Annotated in this window: 19 protein-coding genes; 8 read left to right on the forward strand and 11 right to left on the reverse strand. The window is 65.7% G+C overall.

Features of this window, described 5'->3' with window-relative positions:
• Positions 1-64 precede the first annotated feature (64 nt).
• From ABC977_RS15405 to miaB, 4 genes are read right to left on the reverse strand one after another with little or no spacing between them, the layout of a single operon-like run.
• Complete coding sequence (locus ABC977_RS15405) at positions 65-946, reverse strand: CorC family transporter (RefSeq protein ID WP_369668165.1); 882 nt, start codon at positions 944-946, stop codon at positions 65-67.
• Positions 927-1,436, reverse strand: coding sequence for an rRNA maturation RNase YbeY (gene ybeY, locus ABC977_RS15410; protein ID WP_369668166.1), 510 nt, complete (start codon positions 1,434-1,436; stop codon positions 927-929). The genes ABC977_RS15405 and ybeY overlap by 20 nt, the downstream gene beginning before the upstream one ends.
• A gap of 4 nt (positions 1,437-1,440) precedes the next feature.
• A complete protein-coding gene (locus ABC977_RS15415; RefSeq protein WP_439849197.1) occupies positions 1,441-2,454 on the reverse strand; it encodes a PhoH family protein in 1,014 nt (337 codons plus the stop codon).
• Positions 2,454-3,791: a tRNA (N6-isopentenyl adenosine(37)-C2)-methylthiotransferase MiaB gene (gene miaB / locus ABC977_RS15420; RefSeq protein WP_369668183.1), complete on the reverse strand. Its 1,338-nt coding sequence runs from the start codon at positions 3,789-3,791 to the stop codon at positions 2,454-2,456. Before miaB ends, ABC977_RS15415 begins: the two co-directional genes overlap by 1 nt.
• A gap of 296 nt (positions 3,792-4,087) precedes the next feature.
• Here miaB and hemP point away from each other — a divergent pair, with 296 nt between their 5' ends.
• Complete coding sequence (hemP, locus tag ABC977_RS15425) at positions 4,088-4,273, forward strand: hemin uptake protein HemP (protein WP_369668167.1); 186 nt, start codon at positions 4,088-4,090, stop codon at positions 4,271-4,273.
• A gap of 274 nt (positions 4,274-4,547) precedes the next feature.
• On the opposite strand, the gene ABC977_RS15430 is transcribed toward hemP, so the two are convergent.
• The 3 genes from ABC977_RS15430 to bfr (ABC977_RS15440) are packed head-to-tail and all read right to left on the reverse strand — an operon-like array spanning position 4,548 to position 7,806.
• Positions 4,548-6,812, reverse strand: a complete 2,265-nt coding sequence (locus ABC977_RS15430; protein WP_369668168.1) for a heavy metal translocating P-type ATPase — start codon at positions 6,810-6,812, stop codon at positions 4,548-4,550.
• A gap of 19 nt (positions 6,813-6,831) precedes the next feature.
• The gene (gene bfr, locus ABC977_RS15435; protein ID WP_369668169.1) at positions 6,832-7,317 is read right to left on the reverse strand and encodes a bacterioferritin; all 486 of its coding nucleotides are present in this window, start codon (positions 7,315-7,317) and stop codon (positions 6,832-6,834) included.
• Between the two features lie 24 nt (positions 7,318-7,341).
• Positions 7,342-7,806, reverse strand: coding sequence for a bacterioferritin (bfr, locus tag ABC977_RS15440; protein ID WP_369668170.1), 465 nt, complete (start codon positions 7,804-7,806; stop codon positions 7,342-7,344).
• Between the two features lie 179 nt (positions 7,807-7,985).
• Between bfr (ABC977_RS15440) and ABC977_RS15445 the strand changes: the two genes are divergently transcribed.
• From ABC977_RS15445 to ABC977_RS15460, 4 genes are all read left to right on the forward strand, one after another.
• Positions 7,986-8,198: a (2Fe-2S)-binding protein gene (locus ABC977_RS15445; RefSeq protein WP_369668171.1), complete on the forward strand. Its 213-nt coding sequence runs from the start codon at positions 7,986-7,988 to the stop codon at positions 8,196-8,198.
• A gap of 10 nt (positions 8,199-8,208) precedes the next feature.
• Entirely contained in the window at positions 8,209-8,376 is a 168-nt protein-coding gene (locus ABC977_RS15450; protein ID WP_369668172.1) for a hypothetical protein, read from the forward strand.
• A gap of 125 nt (positions 8,377-8,501) precedes the next feature.
• Positions 8,502-8,768 carry an ATP dependent RNA helicase gene (locus ABC977_RS15455; protein WP_369668173.1) on the forward strand — a complete coding sequence of 89 codons (267 nt, stop codon included), beginning with the start codon at positions 8,502-8,504 and terminating at the stop codon, positions 8,766-8,768.
• Positions 8,769-8,789: 21 nt separating this feature from the next.
• Positions 8,790-10,211 carry a DUF2325 domain-containing protein gene (locus ABC977_RS15460; RefSeq protein WP_369668174.1) on the forward strand — a complete coding sequence of 474 codons (1,422 nt, stop codon included), beginning with the start codon at positions 8,790-8,792 and terminating at the stop codon, positions 10,209-10,211.
• Positions 10,212-10,308: 97 nt separating this feature from the next.
• Here the strand turns inward: ABC977_RS15460 and ABC977_RS15465 are convergent, their stop codons facing one another.
• Genes ABC977_RS15465 through ABC977_RS15475 form a run of 3 tightly spaced genes read right to left on the reverse strand, consistent with a single transcriptional unit; the run spans position 10,309 to position 14,371 of the window.
• Complete coding sequence (locus ABC977_RS15465) at positions 10,309-11,190, reverse strand: CPBP family intramembrane glutamic endopeptidase (protein WP_369668175.1); 882 nt, start codon at positions 11,188-11,190, stop codon at positions 10,309-10,311.
• Positions 11,187-13,613: a carbamoyltransferase HypF gene (gene hypF / locus ABC977_RS15470; RefSeq protein ID WP_369668176.1), complete on the reverse strand. Its 2,427-nt coding sequence runs from the start codon at positions 13,611-13,613 to the stop codon at positions 11,187-11,189. The genes ABC977_RS15465 and hypF overlap by 4 nt, the downstream gene beginning before the upstream one ends.
• Positions 13,610-14,371: a tRNA threonylcarbamoyladenosine dehydratase gene (locus ABC977_RS15475; RefSeq protein WP_369668177.1), complete on the reverse strand. Its 762-nt coding sequence runs from the start codon at positions 14,369-14,371 to the stop codon at positions 13,610-13,612. The genes hypF and ABC977_RS15475 overlap by 4 nt, the downstream gene beginning before the upstream one ends.
• A 399-nt stretch (positions 14,372-14,770) precedes the next feature.
• Here ABC977_RS15475 and ABC977_RS15480 point away from each other — a divergent pair, with 399 nt between their 5' ends.
• The 3 genes from ABC977_RS15480 to ABC977_RS15490 are packed head-to-tail and all read left to right on the forward strand — an operon-like array spanning position 14,771 to position 18,589.
• Complete coding sequence (locus ABC977_RS15480) at positions 14,771-15,037, forward strand: hypothetical protein (protein ID WP_369668178.1); 267 nt, start codon at positions 14,771-14,773, stop codon at positions 15,035-15,037.
• Positions 15,038-15,047: 10 nt separating this feature from the next.
• Positions 15,048-15,659, forward strand: a complete 612-nt coding sequence (locus ABC977_RS15485) for a class I SAM-dependent methyltransferase (protein WP_369668179.1) — start codon at positions 15,048-15,050, stop codon at positions 15,657-15,659.
• Positions 15,644-18,589 (forward strand): DEAD/DEAH box helicase family protein, encoded by a 2,946-nt coding sequence (locus ABC977_RS15490; RefSeq protein WP_369668180.1) that lies wholly within the window; start codon positions 15,644-15,646, stop codon positions 18,587-18,589. Before ABC977_RS15485 ends, ABC977_RS15490 begins: the two co-directional genes overlap by 16 nt.
• 175 nt (positions 18,590-18,764) lie before the next feature.
• On the opposite strand, the gene ABC977_RS15495 is transcribed toward ABC977_RS15490, so the two are convergent.
• The gene (locus tag ABC977_RS15495) at positions 18,765-18,989 is read right to left on the reverse strand and encodes a DUF433 domain-containing protein (protein WP_369668181.1); all 225 of its coding nucleotides are present in this window, start codon (positions 18,987-18,989) and stop codon (positions 18,765-18,767) included.
• Positions 18,990-19,422: the final 433 nt, after the last annotated feature.

The raw sequence follows: 19,422 nt of genomic DNA on the forward strand, positions 1-19,422 counted from the left end.
CATCCTCGCCGCAGCTCAGGATCGAATCCATGCCAGCGACATGGTACGCGCCGTCGGCTACCGGTCAGTTGGGGCGGATCGGCGGATCGCTCTCGTCTTGACGCTGTTGGAGCGACTCGATCCCCAGCAACTGCGCGCGGCGGCTGTCGGCGCGCAGCACCGTGATGCGGAAACCACCGACTTCGACCTGCTCGCCCCTCTTCGGGACCCGCCCCAAGGCATTGGCTACGAGACCGCCGAGCGTATCGAACTCGTCATCGGCCAGCGCAGAGCCGAAATAGGCATTGAAATCCTCGATCGAGGTGCGGGCCTTGGCCGTGAATTCGCGCCGGCTGCGCTGGAAGATGCTGGCGCCTTCGTCGAAGTCGTGCTCATCCTCGATCTCGCCGACGATCTGCTCCAGGACATCCTCGATCGTCACGAGGCCGGCCGCGCTGCCGTATTCGTCGACGACGATCGCCATGTGATTGCGGCTCGCGCGGAACTCCTTCAGCAAGACATTGAGCCGTTTGCTCTCGGGCACGAAGACCGCTGAACGCAAGAGATCGCGCAGGTTGAAGGTGCGCCGCCGGGTGTCGTTACAGTAGGCGAGCAGATCCTTGGCCAGCAGGATGCCGACGACCTCGCCCTTGTCCTCGCCGGTCACCGGGAAACGCGAGTGGGCCGATTCGATCGCGATCTCGATGATGCGCTCCAACGGATCGTCGCGCCGCACCGCAACCATCTCGGCGCGCGGGATCATGATGTCGCGGACACGCTGATCGGAGACCTGAAGAACCCCTTCGATCATGCACAGGGCATCGGTATCGAGGAGCTCCCGACCCCGCGCCTCCTTCAGCAGCTCGATGAGCTGCTCCCGGTCCTGCGGTTCGCCTCCGAAGAGCTGGCCCAAACGTTCCAGCCAGCCACGCGGACGCGAACCGCTGCTAGATCGATCGCTCGTCATCACTTGACCTTGGTTCCTCATAAGGGTTGGCAAATCCTAACTCGTGCAGTATCAGGCTTTCCAGCCTCTCCATCGAATCGGCCGCGTCCGAATCCTGGTGATCGTAACCGAGCAGGTGCAGCACACCATGCACGACCAGATGCGCCCAATGGGCCTCGACCGATTTGTGCTGCTCAGCGGCCTCGCGCGCCACCAACGGAGCGCACAGCACCAAGTCGCCGAGCAGATCGTCACCGTCGAAGCCCGGTGGCGGTTCGAATGGAAAGGACAACACATTGGTCGGGCCGGACCGGCCTCGATAGCGGTGATTCAGTTCCGCCCCCTCGGGCTCGTCGACGAGGCGCAGCGTCACCTCGGCGCGCGCCCGGCGCCCGGCCAGCGCCGCGGTGACCCAGCGCTCGCACTGCTTCGAGCTGGGCGTGGCATCGGCGCTGGTCGCCCATTGCAGATCGAGCGACAGCTCCACCTTCGCGTCCGGGCTCGTCGCCATGCCGTCAGGGCTCGGTGCGCCGCGCCTGGCCGGGCTGTCGGTCGAAGGCCTCGTAGGCATTGACGATGCGCTGCACCAGCGTGTGTCGGACCACGTCACGGGCGTTGAAGAAGGTGAAGCTGATCCCCGGCACGTCGCGCAGGATCTCGACCGCCTGACGTAAGCCCGACGGCTGACCACGGGGCAAATCGACTTGCGTCACGTCGCCGGTGATCACCGCGGTCGAACCGAAGCCGAGGCGGGTCAGAAACATCTTCATCTGCTCGGGTGTCGTGTTCTGCGCCTCATCGAGGATGATGAAGGCCTCGTTCAGCGTACGCCCACGCATGTACGCAAGCGGGGCCACCTCGATGACGTTGCGTTCGATGAGCTTATTGACCTTCTCGAAGCCGAGCATCTCGAACAGCGCATCGTACAGCGGACGCAGATAGGGATCGATCTTCTGCGCCAGGTCACCCGGCAGGAAACCGAGCCGCTCGCCGGCTTCGACCGCCGGCCGTACGAGCAGCAGACGCCGGACACGATCCGTCTCGAGCGCCTCGACCGCGCTCGCGACAGCGAGATAGGTCTTGCCGGTGCCGGCCGGGCCGACGCCAAAATTGATGTCGTGATGTTGTATCGCGTGCAGGTATTCCTGTTGATTCGGCCCACGCGCGCGCACCAGACCGCGCTTGGTCTTGATCAAGATCTCGGGGCGTCGATCGAACCGTTCCCCGAGGCGCGCATCGAGATCCGCTTCCTGGAGGTGCAAATGGACCGTCTCCGGATTCAGGACCTCGCTGGCGGTCGCCGAGTACAGGTCGCGCAGCACCTGTTCGCCGGCCGTGACGCCATCGGGATCGCCGATCAGCCGAAAAGCGGTGCCGCGATTGTTGATCTCGATCCCGAGTCGACGCTCGATCTGGCGCAAGTGCTGATCGAGCTGCCCGCACAGATTCGCCAGGCGTACGTTATCGGCCGGTGTCAGGTCGAGATCGAGGGTCCGCGGGGCCGGTGCCAAGGTCGCTGTAAGGGACATCAAGCCGCCAACGCGTCGCTCAGCGCGCCACGCAGCGAGTTCGGCAGCGCCTCGGTGATCACGACATCGACGAAGCGGCCGATCAGGTCGCTCGGGCCAACGAAATTGACCACCCGATTGTTCTCGGTGCGCCCGGCAAGCTGTCTCGGATCCTTGCGCGCCGGCCCCTCGACGAGGATCCGTTGACGCGACCCGACCATGCCCAGGCTGATCGCCTGTGCCTGCGCCGTGATCCGCTGCTGCAGCTGGGCGAGCCGCTCCTGCTTGACCGCCAACGGCAGGGTATCCGGGTAATCGGCGGCCGGCGTGCCGGGGCGGGGACTGTAGACGAAGCTGAAGCTCTGATCGAAGCCGATCTCCTCGATCAGGTCCAGTGTCGCGGCGAAATCCGCCTCGCTCTCGCCGGGAAAGCCGACGATGAAATCCGACGACAGGCTGATCCCTGGACGGGCCTCGCGCAGACGCCGGATCTTGGACTTGTATTCAAGCACCGTGTGGCCACGCTTCATTCGCGCGAGGATCCGGTCCGAGCCACTCTGGATCGGCAGATGCAGATAACCGGCTAGCGCCGGGATCTCGCGGTAGGCCGCGATCAGGGCCTCATCGAATTCGACCGGATGGCTGGTCGTGAAGCGCACCCGATCGATGCCGTCGATCGCCGCCACATAACGAATCAACAGCGCCAGATCGGCCTCGGCCCCCTCGTCGGTCAGGCCGCGATAAGCGTTGACGTTCTGTCCGAGCAGATTGACCTCGCGGACCCCCTGCTCGGCGAGCGCGGCGACCTCGGCGATGACGTCATCGAACGGCCGACTGACCTCCTCGCCACGGGTATAGGGCACCACGCAATAGGTGCAGTATTTCGAGCAGCCCTCCATCACCGACACGAAGGCCGTGGGACCCTCGGCACGCGGTGGGGGCAGACAATCGAACTTCTCGATCTCGGGAAAGGACACATCGATCTGCGGCACGCGCTGCCGCGCCAACGCATCGAGCATCGCCGGCAACCGGTGCAGCGTCTGTGGCCCGAAGACCAGATCGACGAACGGCGCTCGAGCACGGATCGCGTCACCCTCCTGGCTCGCGACACAACCGCCGACACCGATGACGAGATCCGGCCGCCGTGCCTTCCAGGGTCGCCAACGGCCCAACTGGGAAAAGACCTTCTCCTGGGCCTTCTCGCGAATCGAGCAGGTGTTGATCAGCAGGACATCGGCCTCTTCCGGCCGCTCGGCGAGTTCCAGGCCGTGCGAGACGCGCAACGCATCCGCCATCCGGGCGGAGTCGTACTCGTTCATCTGGCAACCGTAGGTCTGGATGAAAAGCTTTTTCACCATAAGGGCTTTGATTTGTGGCATGGCCGCGAATCTTCAAGCCTCCGTGCGACAGGTGTCAAGCATTGGGCTCCCACCGACAGCGCCACCATACCGGGCGACACAAAAGCCTTGCGACAAATAACGCGAATTATTATCATTACCGGAAATGCCAGGCTGTCCATGTCGTTGGCCCTTTCCGGATACGAAGCCCGGTCGGATCGACAGCTGGCGTGGGTGGCTCACCCGATAGGCCGTATGCGGGCGCGCCGCCCGATGACGAATTCACTCACCTCGACCCGTGCTTGCTCGGAGGACCAATGAACCAGACCATGCAGCCCAGATCCGTCGGCTTCTCCGTACCTCATGCCATGAGCCGCCCGGAACCCCAACGGGTTCGCAGTGACACCCTGTTGCAAGGTGGTCGTCGTTTGATCATCGAGCACGGCGGCGCCAGCTACACGCTGCTGCTGACCCGCAACGACAAACTGATCCTGACCAAGTAGACCAACGACGATCGCGATCGACCTCCTGTTATTCGCCCAGGCCTCGGCCACCCTCACGGTGCAGGGAGGCACCGTTTCGTTCGGCGAGCTCCGGCCGCCGAACGGTCAGTGGCCGGCGTCCACCGCCGGCCCCGCGCTGCGAAGCGAAGGTCAGGGACACTCCTTCGGCGCCTCCGCGACGGCGCACGGATGCTCCGTCCGGTTCGATGGAACGGGAACTCCGCCCGCTCCGCGTCGCAAAGGCCCATGGACGGGCCTTTGCGACACCTAATCGTCACGCTGCCCCGCGCACCCCTAGCCTGACGAGGGACAGATGGCGCAACCTCAGGCTGTTCGTGACCACGAAGACACTCGATAAGGCCATCGCCAGACCAGCGGCCATCGGGTTCAAGTGCCATCCATAGGCCAGGTAGAAGACCCCGGCCGCAACCGGTATCAATAGAACATTGTACGCGAAGGCCCAGAACAGGTTACCCCGGATCGTCCCCAAGGTCCGGCGGGCGAGATCCAGTGCCGTTATGACGCGCGCCAATTCGCCCCGGGTCAAGGTAACATCGGCCGCCTCGATCGCGATGTCGGTCCCCGATCCCAAAGCGATGCCGACATCGGCCTGAGCCAGGGCCGGCGCATCGTTGATCCCATCGCCGACGAAGGCCACGGTGCGTCCTTCGCCCTTCAATTCGCGAACGAGATCGGCCTTTCCTCCCGGCAGCACCTCGGCCCAGACACGATCGACACCAAGTCTGCGCGCCACGGCTGAAGCCGCGCCCTGGTTGTCGCCGGTGATCATCGCGACCGTCAAGCCGCGCGCCTTCAGCGCCGCGACCATGGCCGCGGCATCGGGTTTCAGCGGATCGGCGAAGGCCAGCAGCGCCTTGACCTGGTCGTCGACGGCCACCACGACCGGGGTGTGACCCTCGCTTGCGAGGGCCTCGATGCGCGCGGCGAGCGTCGCATCGACCGCCATCCCCTGCTGCGCGGCCCAGCGCGCCGTGCCGATCAAGACCTGATGCCCATCGACCTGCGCCCGAACACCCTGCCCCGGCTCGGCCGTGAAACCATCAGTGCCGGGCCAGGTCAGTCCGCGCTCGCGCGCGGCCTCGAGCACGGCAACGGCGAGCGGGTGTTCGCTGCCGGCCTCGGCCGCGGCGGCCAGCCGCAAGATGTCATCCGCCTCGCCAGCCACGGGCTCGAGATGCGTGAGTCGCGGCCGGCCCTCGGTCAAGGTGCCTGTCTTGTCGAATACCAGCAGGTCGACCCGCGCCAGCGTCTCGATCGCCGAGCCCTTGCGGAACAACACCCCGAGCTCGGCGCCGCGCCCGCTGCCGACCAGGATCGCCGCGGGGGTCGCAAGCCCCATCGCACAGGGACAGGCGACGACGAGCACCGCGACCGCGCTCAGCAGCGCGAAATTCACAGCCGGCGGCGGGGCGTAGACAAGCCAGATGGCGAAGGTGGCCAGCGCGATCAGGATCACCGTGGGGGTAAACACGCCGACTACCCGATCAGCGACCCGTTGAATGGGCGGTTTGCTCCCCTGAGCCTGCTCGACCAGGCGAATGATCCGGGCGAGCACGGTGGCCTCGCCGACCTCGGTCACCGCCGCCCGCAGCGACCCGTGCTGGTTGAGGGTCCCGCCGACGAGGGGGTCGCCCGGCCCCTTGTGTACGGGGACCGGCTCGCCGGTCAGCATCGACTCGTCGACATAAGTCTCCCCCTGCTCGATCCTTGCATCGACCGGAATCCGTTCGCCGGGGCGGATGATTAGCAGATCACCAACCTGCAACTGCGCCGTCGCCACCTCTTCCTCGCGATCGACACGCCAGACGCGCGCGGTCTTCGCCTGCAAGCCGATGAGTTTACGCACCGCCGCCGAGGCCCGGCCCTTGGCCAGCTCCTCGAGATACTTGCCGAGCAAGATCACGGTGATGACGACGGCCGCCGTCTCGAAGTAGATATGCCGAGCCTCGGGCGGGAAGAATCCGGGCGCCAGCAACACCGCCAGGCTGTAGAGCCAAGCCGCCCCGGTCCCGGTCATGACCAGGCTGTTCATGTCCGGCGAGCCTTGCCGATACGCCGCCCACCCGGCGCGGAAAAACCGCCGGCCGGGACCGAGAATGACAGCGGTCGTCAGCAGTGCCTGGAGCCAATCCCAGACGGCCGGTGGCGCGAATCGGCTCAGGAAATCGTCGAACCCCGGAACCAGGTGCGCGCCCATCGCGACGATGAACACGGGCAAGGTCAACAGGACAGCGATCGCTACGGCGCGTCGCGCGCCGGCGCGATCGCTGTCCTCGGCCTCGTGCTCATGGGTGCCGCCGAGCATCCGCGGCTCGTAGCCGGCCTGCGTGATGGCTTGCGCGATAGCCGTCTCGTCGGCATCCGGGGCCAAGCGCAGGCTCGCGCGTTCGGTGGCCAAATTGACATGGACATCGATGACCCCTGGCAGCCGCGCCAGCACGCGCTCGACCCGGGCCGAGCAGTTCGCGCAGGTCATGCCGCCGACGCCGATCTCCCAGTCCTTCGTCGATTCGGCCATGCCGTCCACCATCGAGGCATCAACCCGGAGTGGGCGAGCCCATCTGGGCCTGCAGGTAGTTCTGCAGACCCATTTTGTCGATCAGACCCAATTGCTGTTCCAGCCAGTGGGCGTGATCCTCTTCGGTATCTTCGAGCAGGCGACGCAGGATCTCGCGGGTCTGGAAGTCGCGTTCCTCCTCGCAGCAGACGATGGCGGCCCTCAGGGCCGCGGCAACCTCGTACTCGAGTGCGAGATCGTGGCGCAGCATCTCGGGGACCGTGGCACCAACGCGCAACGGATCGCGCTGGGTCAAATCCGGCACCGCCTCGAGGAACAGCATGCGTCGGATCAGGGCGTCGGCGTGCTGTTTCTCCTCGTCGGTCTCGTGGTCGATGCGCGTGTACAGCTTGGTCAGACCCCAGTCTTCATACATGCGCGAGTGGATGAAATACTGATCGATGGCCGTCAACTCGTTGGCCAGTAACCGTTGCAGTTGCTCGATGACACGCGGATGGCCTTTCACGGTGAATCTCCTCCTGGGCAACGCCTAGATCGCGGATTCGAGGTAGTTCGGCAAGCCAACCTGATCGATCAGCGACAACTGGGTCTCGAGCCAATCGATGCGCTCCTCGACGTCCTCCTGGATCTCGGCCAGCAGGTGGCGACTGACGTAATCGCGCTGGGACTCGCAATGGGCAATCGCGGCGACGAGGGCATCCCGGTAATGGGTCTCGGTGGCGAGATCGTTACGAAGCAATTCCGGGACATCTTCGCCGATCAGCAGCTTGTCGAGGTCTTGCAGGTTAGGCAGCCCTTCGAGGAAGAGAACACGCTCGATGATGCGGTCGGCCTGCTTCATGGCTTCGATCGAGGCCGCCTTCTCGCGCCCCTCGAGCGTTTGGAAACCCCAATTTCCGAGCATCCGCGCGTGTAGGAAATACTGGTTGATCGCCGTCAGCGCGATCTTGAGCACCCCGTTGAGCTGGCGATTGATGGTCGGGTCTGTCTTCATCGTGCTATCCCCGCGTTTCGGTTCGTTGACTGAGGGGCCGTCGGCCGACCGATAGCCGGAACATTGCCATCGTTGGCGTTTTTATCAAGTCTGGCCACCCCGACACTTGACACCAATAAGAACCATTCCTATTATCAGACTCAATCCCGATTACTCCAGCATCAGGACCCCTCGCCGCCATGTATGTCTGCATCTGTCAATCCGTGACCGATCGTGAGATCCGCCAGGCCGTCGACCGCGGGGCCCGCACGATCCTAGACCTTCAGTCCGAGCTCGGCGTCGCGACCGGATGCGGGCGCTGCGAAAGCTGCGCGCGCGATGTCATGAACGAGCAGCTCTGGACCGGCACCCCAGCCGCGGGCGACTTGACCCCCGTGATGGCCTGTGGATAGGGCGCGTGCGATGAACTCTCGAAACAACCCGACGTTCCGCGCACGTCTTTGGGCGACGCTGGAGCGTTTCGTCGACGAAGTACCCTACGGAACCCGCCGATACCGCTGGCGCCTGCTCCAGGAGCAGGCTCGGGAGTCGGCTATTCGTCAGCGCGAGCGGACGAAACCGACGCGCTGAGCGGTCGTTCAAGACAACCTGCGGCCCGGGGAGCGCTTCGGGCCACGCCTCGCCAGCCGAGTTCGGGACTCCGAGTTCGCCAGCCGAGATCTTCAAGTTCAACCTTCGACCTGGAGCTCGCTGGCATGCACGACCACAGACTCGCCCCCCCGACTCGATCCGACCTCGACCAGCTCGATCCGGAGATCCTACAACGAGAGCTCGGCACCCTGATGCGGCGTTATTTGGGCTCGAGGTCGGCGCCGATGGCGCGCGCCGTCGCCGGCCATCTCGAGGCCCTGTGCTGCCATCCGGAGTTCTTCGGCAGCAACGATGAACGGTGCGTCTATCTGCGTCTCGTCCGCCAATGGCGGTGGTTGGCCGATCAGGATACGGCCGCGGTACTACACTGACCGACTTCGGGAGACCAGACCATGACGCAACGCGCTCGAGTCTCCATCCACGCGGCGCCGCAGCCAGCCGCACCGACCGAGACAGCCCTCCTCAACGGGTCGCCTTCCTTATTGGCCAGCGGCGGCTTCCCCGACACTCGAGAACAACCGGCACCGGATCGATTCGGCGGCGAGGCACCCCTCGATACGCCGCTCTTCAACCGGCGACGACCGAACCCGGCGGCCGTCACCGAAGCAGCGACCGTTGCCAAAAAGAGCGGTCCGATAAAGCTGTGGGACATCCCCCACAAGTACCATTGCCCGATCGTCGGGACCTGCCTCCTGGTCGATGAGTTGCGGCGCATTTCCGACAAGGTCGAAGCCGGCGCCCATCGGTCGGCGAACGACTATCGGATCCACGTCCGGTTCGTCGGCGCCGCCGAAACCAAGAACCCGTTGTCGATCGCGACCCAGCGACTGCTCGACCGCAAGTTCGCATCGAGCATTCGACAGTTCGCACGCGCGAAGGGGTCGGACGAGATCGAGGCCCTGTGGCGCGGCGCAGTGGCCGAAGGAAACATCCCCGGTCCCTTCTGGGCGCTGATGTCACACCCGCGCGCCGACCATCGGGTGAAGGCCATTGCCTACGAGGATGTCCACATGCTGTCGCATCAGGTCGGCGCCGGACTTCAGGCCGAGGCCAAGGCACTGGCCGAAGCGCGCGCGCGCCTCGATCAGGTCGAGCGCGACCGGCAAGCGGAGAAGCGTCGGCTCGAACGCCAGTTAGCGGATCGCGACCGGGAGTTGGCCGCGCTGCGCGAGGAGCTCGACTTGGCCGCCGCGCGGCAGCGTCAGCCGGCCTGCGTCGAGCCGCCCCAGCGCCCCGATCGCGACCAGGAATCGACGGCAAGAGTCCGCGCGGCCGCCCTCGAGGCGCGGATCACGGACCTCGATCGCAACCTCGAGCGGATGACACGGGAGAACCGGCGCTTGGCACGCCAGGTTCAGGATCTCAGCAACGAAAACCACGCGCTGACCGCGAATCTCGCCGAGCAGCAGGCGGCCAAAGAAGCCCTGGAACGGCTGCTGTCCCGCGCCGGCGCCAGCTCGGAGGGTTTGCCTGGTTGCGCCGGCAGCGGCGAGTGTGCCAAGTGCGTCGACCTCGGCGGCCGGCGCATCCTCTGTATCGGCGGGCGCGGCACCCTCGCCGATCACTACCGCGACCTGGTCGCCCGGTACAACGGCGAACTCGTCCGCCATGACGGCGGCCTCGAGGACAGTCATCGCCGCCTCGAGGCGATGATGGCCGCGGCCGACGCCGTAGTCTGTCCGGCCGACTTCGTCAGCCACAACGCCTACCAACGCGCCAAGCGCTTTTGCAAGCGCCACGCGAAGCCCTGCATCCTGTTGCGCAGCTCCGGGATCGCGAACTTCGCCCGCGCCTTGGAGCAACTGGCGGCCTGATCCGCCCTACCCGGACCAGGTCACCCGCCGGTCGCCTCTGTTCCCTTCTGTGCCGGCACCCGCCGCCTCATCCGGAGCGCGACGGGTGCCGGCGCCTTCAGCCCCGTCCTCGACGCGACGGCGCCCGTCGAACGAAGACGAACCAATAGACCAGTGCCAGCGCCCCGACCCAAACGGCCGCGAGCCACCCGATCACACCGTCATAGTCGCCGACCAGGACCGCCAAAGAGGCGTCATCCGGGTTTCCGGTCAGGCGTCGCGTGACCTGAATCACGAAGACCCAGCCGGCGTGCAGCCCGATGCACCAACCAATGTGACCCGTGTGCTCGCGAACCAGCGCGAGCAACACCCCGACCAGGAACAGCGCGACGAGCGAATCGACATGCGACCACTGGAACAGGCCGACGAAGACCTGCGCGAACATCTGCGCGGACCCGAGCCAATCGAAGGGGACCCCGTCCGGCAGCCCGCTCGGCTTCATCATGTGCAGCACCGCATAGAGCAACGCCGACCAGAGTGCGGCCTGAAGCAACCCATGATGGCGGCGAATCGCGGTATAGAGCGCGCCACGAAAGAAGGTCTCCTCGAGCAGGCCGATCAGCAACCCGGCCAGCAGCGCCTGGGCCATGATCCGGACCAACCAGGCGGCGTCGAACGCCCGATCCGGAACCCGCACCTCGAGCGCCACCAGGGCCGCGACCAGGACCAGCAACATGACGAACCCGGCCAACCAGCCCAGGACCACCGCGCGCGCGAAGGGTCGCCAGGCCAGGCCGTAGCCGAGGGCCTGGCGAGAGTCCAGGCCCAGCCAACGCAAGAAGGGCCACAGACCGAGCAGGATGAAGACCTGCGCGAGGCGTCCCATGATCCGTTGCGGCGGATGATCGAGCCAGCCGGTCGCGACCAGCGGAACCGTCAGGACCGCCGCCAACACCAGGCAGACGAACAGGAAAAGAAAGAACTGGCCGGTTTCCTTCAAGATCGAGACCTCGCTGGCGTCGAAGGGGGATCGAAACGGCGATCTGCGACTGGGTCTGGCGCAACCTCGGCCGACCGGCCGATGACCTGTGCCGCGGCGACGACGGCCTGGCCCAACGACAGGCCGCCATCGTTGGTCGGGACTTGGCGATGGGCCAAAACGACGAGCCCGAGACCGCGCAACCGCAACGCCAAATCCTCGAACAGCAGACGGTTCTGGAAGACACCGCCGGACAAGGCGGTCGTCGAGCAGTGGTGGCGAGCCGCGAGCCGGGCGGCCCCGTTCGCGACGGCCTCGGCCAGGCCCCGATGGAAACGGACCGCGACCTCGGGTGCCGACCGACCGGCAGCGAGATCGGCGAGCAGCGCCTGCCACATCGGCGTCGGGTCGAGCTCGATCGTATCCGAGGGTGCACCCTCCACGGCCTCTCGCCACGCGAACGGATAAGCCGAGGTGTCGTCGTCGCCGGCACGACAAGCCAACGCCTCGAGTTCGATGGCCGCCTGGCCCTCGTATTGGATGCCGCCCCGGCCGATCCCGAGGACCGCCGCCACCGCATCGAACAGGCGGCCGCAGGCGCTGGTGACCGGCGCGTTGAAGCCGGTCGCCATCTGTCGATCCAGGATCTCGAGCGGCCGATCGGCCAGCCACTGGACGACCTCGAGGTCCGGGTAGGCGGCCCGCACCCGCTCCCAGCCGAGGTGCGTCGCCAGGTGCGCATAGGCCGTTCGCCAGGGTTCGAGGATCGCCTTGCCACCGCCCGGCAGCGGCGTTGGTGCCAGCCAACCGACGCGCTCGTAGCCGGCATAGTCGGCGAGCAGCAACTCACCGCCCCAGAGGGTCCCATCGGCACCGTAACCGAGCCCATCGAGCGCGATACCGAGGACGCGACCGCCGGCCAGCGGCCAGCCATTGTCGGCCAGAACCGCCGCGATATGGGCATGGTGGTGCTGGATGCGCCGGATCGGCACCTCGGCGCGCGCGGCGCGCTCGATCCCGACCAGCGTCGACCGGTAGCCAGGATGGTGATCGAGCGCGAACCAGGCCGGCTGGTGACGGAACAGCTCCAGGTACAGGTCGATCGTCCGTTCGTACTCACGGGCCGTGCGCGCGTCCTCGAGATCCCCGAGGTGTTGCGATAAGACGGCCTGCCCGTCCTGAAGCAAGCAGATGGTGTTCTTGAGCTCCCCGCCGAACGCGAGGATCGGTGGGCCCGCGGCGAAGCCCGGCGGCAGGTTCAACGGCGCCGGGGCATAGCCGCGCGCGCGCCGCAACAGGCGCGGGGCGCCATCGAGGATGCGCACGACCGAATCGTCGACCCGGTTGACGATGGCCCGATCGTGCCACAGCCAGTAATCGGCGAGGCCATGAAGCCGCTCGGCCGCCTCGTCGTTGTCGGTGCACTGGGGTTCGTCCGAGCGGTTGCCGCTGGTCATGACCAGCGGCCGCTCCCAGGCGTCGAGCAACAGGTGGTGGATCGGGCTGTACGGCAACATGAAACCGATCGTCGTCTGGCCCGGCGCGACCTCATCCGCGACCCGCTCGGCCCCGTCGGCCGCGAGCAGCAGGATCGGCGCCGCGACGCTGGCGAGCTGCTCAGCCTCGATCGCGTCCAAGCGCGCGAAGCGGCGGATCACATCGAGGTCGCGCGCCATCAGCGCGAACGGCTTGGCGAAACGCGCCTTGCGCCGGCGCAACTCGGCCACCGCACGCGCATCGGTGGCGTCGCACGCGAGATGAAAGCCGCCGATGCCCTTGATCGCGACGATCGCACCCTGCCCCAGCAAGTGGCTCGCGGCCGCGATCGCATCGACGGCCCCGAGCACGGCCGGATCGAGCGCCTGCCCTCCCCGTTCGCTGATCCAGACCCGCGGCCCGCAGATCGCACAGGCGTTGGGCTGGGCATGGAAGCGCCGATCGCCGGGATCCTCGTATTCGCGCTGGCACGCCGCGCACATCGCAAAGACGGCCATGCTCGTGTTCGCGCGGTCGTACGGGATCGCCGCGACGATGCTGAGCCGCGGCCCGCAATGCGTGCAATTGATGAAGGGATAACGATAACGGCGGTCGGCCGGGTCGAACAGTTCCCGGCGGCACGCCGGACAGGTCGCGGCATCCGGCACGATGCCCGTGTGCACGGACCCTGCGACGCTGGCGACGATGCGAAAGCCCGCCGCAGGCGGTGGCTCGTCGCACGGCTGGCGTTCGAGCGCGTCGATCCGCGCCAACGGCGGGCATTGGACCAAGAGCTCCGCGCAAAAGCGATCACGCTCGGGCGGCGGACCCCAGATCCGGATCAGCACGCCCTCGCCGTCGTTTCGCACCTCGCCGGTCAGGCCCAGATCCTGGGCCAAACGCCAGACCGTCGGTCGAAAGCCGACCCCCTGGACCAGGCCGCGCACCCGGATGCGTTCGCCGTTCATCGCGCCCCGTCCTCGGCGAGTAGCCGCCGGACCACCTCGCCGGCGAGCATCAGGCCGAACAGGGCCGGCAGATAGCTGATGGTCCCATTGACGGCCCGCGGGCGCCCGCGGCTCATCGGCTCCGGCGGGAGCGGTGGGCGCGGCGGCTCATCGGACCAGACGGCCAGCACGCCGCGACCCAGCCCGCGCCGCCGCAACCGCTGGCGCACCTCGCGGGCGAGCGGACAGCCACGGGAATCCATCAGATCACCGAGACGCAACCGCGACGGGTCGGTGCGCCCGCCAGCGCCCATGCTGCTCGCGACCGGGATGCCGCTGGTCAAGGCCGTCTCGAGCAGGGCCAGCTTGCAGGTCAGGCTGTCGATCGCATCGAGCACCTGATCCGGACGGTCGGCCAGCAGCCCCGGCATCTCGTCGGCCGCGATGAAACGATCGATCAGCGTCAAGCGACATCCGGGCTGGATATCGGCGATGCGCTCGCCGGCCAGCGCCACCTTGCGCTGGCCCAGCGTCGAATGCAGCGCCAGCAGCTGCCGGTTGAGATTCGACGGCGCGACCTCATCGCCATCGACCAGCGTCAGGCGCCCGACACCGGCGCGGGCCAGCGCCTCGGCCGCGTAAGCGCCGACACCACCAAGCCCGACCACCAGCACATGCGCCCGCGCCAACCGCTCGAGACCCGCATCCCCGACCAGGATCCGCGTCCGTTCGGCCAGCGCCGCCGGATCGGCCGAACGCGACGAGCAGGTTTCAGTCACGAAAAGCCCTCCAGCTCTGCAGTGGAACGGATCTATTTTCCCTCAGAGCGGGCATGCCGCACAGCTGTCGCGCCAACTGGGCGTGTTGAATCGGGCCAACGGCCCGCCGGACAGGAATCGGAAGGGTGCACGCCCATCGTCCTGCATCCTCCACTTGATCTCGCCCGCCGCCATCCTAGCGGGTATCACGAATAGGTCTGGTACAGCGTCCCTGGGCCGACCCAAATGGCTTTACCGCCTGACAGCCTCAGGCAGCCGACAGCGGCCGCAAACGCTCGCCGCGTTGGTCCGTAGCGAACGACCAGAAGCGAACAAGCGGAACAGGCTCACACTCTGAGCCTGTGCAGCTGCTATAGTCGCGCGGACGGAGCAAAGACTCTCAGGGTGTACGGATCAGCCATGCCGAAGCGCAGCAACCCCATCTACCTCGACAGCGCAGCGAGCACGCGGGTCGCCCCCGAGGTATGCGCGGCGATGATCGGCCAGCTCGATGAGGCGAGCCCCTTCGCCAATCCCTCCTCAGCACAACACGAGCCCGGGCGTCACGCCGCGGCCCGCTCCGTCGGTGCCGACCGCACGCTGCGCGATCCGATCGGCACCTGTGTCCGTTGCTTAAGCACCGGCTCGCTTCTGGCCGGCACGGCTCCGCGCGTCGGGAATCCTTAGCGTCCCGCCCATGTCAGTTCGAACCCTCGATTATTACGATCAGCACGCGGCGGCGTTCTTTGCCGACACGATCGACGTCGACATGTCGCCGCTCCAAGAGCATTTCCTTCGGCTACTCCCGGATCGTGCCCGAATCCTTGATGCTGGGTGCGGCTCCGGTCGCGACGCCAAGTGCTTCGCGGACCGCGGCTACCGCGTCACCGCGTTCGATGCCTCGCCGAAGTTGGTCGCATTGGCGGCATCCCATCTCGGACAACCTGTACACTGCCTGCGCTTCCAGGACCTTTCTTGGGAGCACGAGTTCGACGGTATCTGGGCTAGCGCCAGTCTGCTGCATGTGCCTATCGCCGAACTGCCGGATGTGCTCCGACGCCTCACTCGCGCGCTGAAGAGGCCCGGCGTGCTGTACGCCTCGTTCAAGTACGGACAAGGGGAGCGCGAGCATCGCGGCCGGCGCTTCACCGACCTGGATGAGCCGGGCCTCGCCGCCCTGCTGCGCCACGTGCCCGACCTCGAACCCGTGCGGATCTGGTCGAGCACTGACCGGCGCCCGGGTCGCGAGGCCGAGCGCTGGCTCAACACGATCCTACGCACGACCGGTTCCACATGGGTCAATTCCTAACCACGGGCGGCGCATCCGACCCGTTCCTTCCAAGGCTGTTGGAGGCGATCCGCCGGGCAAACCGCATCGACCTTGCGGTCGCCTTCATCAAGATCAGCGGCCTCGATTTGATCTATCCGGCGCTGATCGATGCGGTCGAGACCCGCGATGCCGAACTCCGCGTGTTGACCAGCGACTATCTCGACGTGACCGATCCGAATGCGTTGCGGCGCCTGATGCTGCTGTCCGAGCGGGGCGCGAGTATCCGCGTCTTTCAGAGCGAGCGGCAGAGCTTCCACCTCAAGGCTTACATCTGCGTGCAGAACCGTGAAAGCGAGACGCTCTGGGGCACGGCCTTCGTCGGGTCCAGCAATATCAGTCGGACGGCGCTGACGGACGGGCTGGAGTGGAACCTGCGGGTCGAGCAGACGGATGACGTCGAATCTGCAGAAGGCCGACGCTTTCGCGAGATTCGGGAACAATTCGAGGCGATATTCTCGCATCCGCAGGTCAGCTGCCTCGACCACGAATGGATCGAGCAGTACGAACAGCGAAGGCGCCTAGTACAGAATCTTCCCGTCGCTGCGGGCTGTGACGAGCCCGAGGAGCCTGTTCCGCAGCCGTCCCTGGTCCAGCAGGAGGCTTTGGCCGCGCTTGCCGCCAGTCGTGCGGCGGGATACAAGCGCGGGTTGGTCGTCATGGCTACGGGGCTCGGCAAGACTTACCTTGCCGCATTCGACAGTCGGGCTGTGCAGGCCAAGCGCGTGTTGTTCGTCGCCCATCGTGAAGAGATCCTGCTGCAGGCCGAGGCGAGCTTTCAGCGGGTGCATGCGGGCGCACGGGTTGGCCGCTACACCGGCACCTCAAAACAGACGAATGTCGATCTGCTGTTCGCCTCGGTGCAGACCCTGGGGAAGGCACAACACCTCGAGCGTTTCGCTGCCGATCACTTCGACTATGTCGTCGTGGACGAATTTCACCATGCAGCGGCCCCGACGTACCGAGAGCTAATCAGGCATCTGCGCCCCTCCTTCTTGCTTGGGCTCACGGCCACGCCGGAACGCACGGACCAATCGGACATCCTCAGTCTGTGCGACGACAACTTGGTTTACAGCCGGCACCTGTTCGACGGCATCGAACTCGGCGCATTGAGCCCGTTTCATTATCACGGCATTTACGACGAGACGGTCGATTACCGTGAGATCCCTTGGCGCAACGGTCGCTTCGACCCCCAAGCCCTGGAGCACAAGCTGGCCACGGAGGGTCGAGCCAAACACGCGTTGCGTTACTGGTCCGAGCGTGCCCGCCAGCGCACGCTCGCGTTTTGCATATCCCGGTCGCACGCAGACTTCATGGCGGAGCGCTTTCGCCGCCAGGGCGTCCGCGCCGAGGCCGTCTACCGTGGATCGGCACTCGAACGCAGCGCGGCCCTGGAACAGCTCGAGCAGGGCCGCCTCCAGGTGATCTTTTCGGTCGACCTGTTCAACGAGGGTATCGACCTCCCCGCCATCGACACCGTCATGATGCTGCGTCCGACCGAATCAAAAGTGTTGTTCCTTCAGCAACTCGGCCGCGGTCTCCGGCGTCATCCGGACAAGGAAGCCTTGGTGGTGCTCGATTTCGTCGGCAATCACCAGGGATTCCTCAACAAGCCCCAGGCACTGTTCGGGGTCGGTAGCAGCTACGCTGAACTGGCGGATTTCGGTCGTGATGTCCGCGACGGTCGGCTCGAGCTGCCGCGGGGCTGTTTCGCCAACTACGACCTCGCGATCATCGAATTCCTGATCCGACTTCAAGGCCAGGGGCCGGCAACCGACTACCAAGCACTGCGCGCCTCGCTGGGCCGGCGTCCGACGCTGGTGGAGTTCTACCGCAGCGGATCGAGTCTTCAAGCGCTTCGCCGTCAGCACGGACAATGGTGGGCGCTGGTTGCCGACCAAGGCGATCTATCGCCCGACGAGCGCGCCAGCTTGGAACAGCACGGCGACTTTTTCCGCGAGGTGGAAACCACGAGCATGACGAAATGCTTCAAGGCCATCGTCCTGGAGTCACTGCTCGACCTCGACGGCTTTCGCCGGCCGCCGACCATCGAAGATTTGGGCAGCCAAGCGCTGGAGGTCTTCCGGCGTCGGCGTCGTTTCATCGTCGACATTCGTGAGGATCTGCGCCAGATCGACGACGTCGAGCCCGCCAAGTGGCTCAGCTACTGGAAAGGCAATCCGATCAAGGCCTGGATCGGCGGAAATCGACGTGACGACGCCACGCGCTGGTTCAAGCTCGATCGAGGTCGCTTCGCGGCCGCGTTCTCCGTGGCGGAGGACGAGTTGGCCACCTTCCATGCAATGGTTCATGAACTGGTTGGCTACAGGCTTGCCGCCTACGAGCCTCGCCTGCCCGAGACGGCGCCCGCAGATCCCGCTCCCACGAAGCGGGAGCGCGCCACGGTGTTGCCTTTCGCGAAACCATCAGCCCATCGAAAAGACGAGGACATCGCCGACACCGACGGGACCGAAGTACCCTACTTCCCAGACCTGCGCATTGCTTGTGGGCATTTCCGCAGCGGCAAGACCGATGTGGAAACCATCTATCGGGTCCCGGCGGGCCACGGCACCATCGACCCACGCCGCCACTTCGTTGCGCGGGCCACCGGTCATTCTATGAACGGTGGCAAGCACCCCGTGCGCGACGGCGACTATCTGTTGCTCGAACTCGTCGATCCAGCCAACGCCGGCTCGATAACCGGCAGCGTCGTGGCGATCGAGCGACAAGACGTTTCCGGTGCGGATCAATACGTTCTGCGTTTGGTGACGAAAAACCGGGATGGCCGCTACCTACTCAAAGCAGCTCACCCGGACTATCCCGACTTCGAAGCCAATGATGAGATGCGACCCTTGGCTCGATTGCGCGCCGTCTGGGCTGGTAACGAGGAAGGATCGCTCGGACCAGAGTGACCGCTTGCCCAGCGGGACGATCAAGACGCCCGATTGGCGCTTCGACGCGGCCGCCGCCCAGATCGACACCGTCGATCAGTGGATCGCGGCGGTCGGTCAACGTGCTGGCAATCGAAACCTTTTGCGGCGAGGAACCGCGCCAAAGCCAGACGTAACTGGTTATCCACCAGCCACTTCATGCCGCGATCAGGATGGCGTGATCGGTCTGGATGGCTGCATAATCGAGGGCGGCAAGGATGTCTTTCTCTTCGAGCAAAGGATAATCCTCGAGAATTTCAGCATGGGAAGCACCGGCACCTAGCAGGCTCAGAGTATCGCTGACGCGGTAGCCTCGGATACAGGGACGCCCCCCGCATTTGCCGGGCTCCAGGGTGATGCGTTCAAGCCTCTTCTGGTCCATGATTTAGCTCCGGTGGATTGAAACAACGCCCGGAATGTAGAACATTTTCCCCGCGCCCTCCGGGCCGTGGCATCGTTCGGAGATGGAAAAGACGTTCGCCACGAATACCCAACTCGTCTCGGGCGCGATGGCGGGCCGACGCCGTCTCTTCCGAAGCTTCATCGCCTTGCGCGACTCGCCCTTGACGCTCCTCCTGCCGTTAGCAAGGACACCAGCGTCGTTCCGCAGTCTCGGGGCGAACTGGGTGCCGCTTACATATACGTGGTACGTCCCTTATTCCCGCCGTCCCCTATTCCCGCACGGCTTCGCCACCATCGCCCGTGGGCGCGCGAGCCGTGCGCGCATCTTAATCGAGCATTCGGAACCCGCTTGCAAGCGCCACCCGGTGGTGACCTGGTCTAATAGCAACGGACACCTCGGTTAAGTAACAATT

Origin of the sequence: Thioalkalicoccus limnaeus, from assembly GCF_041197575.1 — a bacterium.
GTDB classification, from domain to species: domain Bacteria; phylum Pseudomonadota; class Gammaproteobacteria; order Chromatiales; family Chromatiaceae; genus Thioalkalicoccus; species Thioalkalicoccus limnaeus.

Coding starts and splice junctions, on each gene's coding strand:
- ybeY (WP_369668166.1), bottom strand. CDS start 1,436: ATGGCGACGAGCCCGGACGCGAAGGTGGAGCTGTCGCTCGATCTGCAA.
- ABC977_RS15450 (WP_369668172.1), top strand. CDS start 8,209: ATGAACTCTCGAAACAACCCGACGTTCCGCGCACGTCTTTGGGCGACG.
- ABC977_RS15490 (WP_369668180.1), top strand. CDS start 15,644: ATGGGTCAATTCCTAACCACGGGCGGCGCATCCGACCCGTTCCTTCCA.
- ABC977_RS15405 (WP_369668165.1), bottom strand. CDS start 946: ATGACGAGCGATCGATCTAGCAGCGGTTCGCGTCCGCGTGGCTGGCTG.
- ABC977_RS15495 (WP_369668181.1), bottom strand. CDS start 18,989: ATGGACCAGAAGAGGCTTGAACGCATCACCCTGGAGCCCGGCAAATGC.
- ABC977_RS15415 (WP_439849197.1), bottom strand. CDS start 2,454: ATGTCCCTTACAGCGACCTTGGCACCGGCCCCGCGGACCCTCGATCTC.
- ABC977_RS15485 (WP_369668179.1), top strand. CDS start 15,048: ATGTCAGTTCGAACCCTCGATTATTACGATCAGCACGCGGCGGCGTTC.
- miaB (WP_369668183.1), bottom strand. CDS start 3,791: ATGGTGAAAAAGCTTTTCATCCAGACCTACGGTTGCCAGATGAACGAG.
- hypF (WP_369668176.1), bottom strand. CDS start 13,613: ATGAACGGCGAACGCATCCGGGTGCGCGGCCTGGTCCAGGGGGTCGGC.
- ABC977_RS15480 (WP_369668178.1), top strand. CDS start 14,771: ATGCCGAAGCGCAGCAACCCCATCTACCTCGACAGCGCAGCGAGCACG.
- ABC977_RS15460 (WP_369668174.1), top strand. CDS start 8,790: ATGACGCAACGCGCTCGAGTCTCCATCCACGCGGCGCCGCAGCCAGCC.
- bfr (WP_369668170.1), bottom strand. CDS start 7,806: ATGAAGACAGACCCGACCATCAATCGCCAGCTCAACGGGGTGCTCAAG.
- hemP (WP_369668167.1), top strand. CDS start 4,088: ATGAACCAGACCATGCAGCCCAGATCCGTCGGCTTCTCCGTACCTCAT.
- ABC977_RS15430 (WP_369668168.1), bottom strand. CDS start 6,812: ATGGCCGAATCGACGAAGGACTGGGAGATCGGCGTCGGCGGCATGACC.
- ABC977_RS15445 (WP_369668171.1), top strand. CDS start 7,986: ATGTATGTCTGCATCTGTCAATCCGTGACCGATCGTGAGATCCGCCAG.
- ABC977_RS15455 (WP_369668173.1), top strand. CDS start 8,502: ATGCACGACCACAGACTCGCCCCCCCGACTCGATCCGACCTCGACCAG.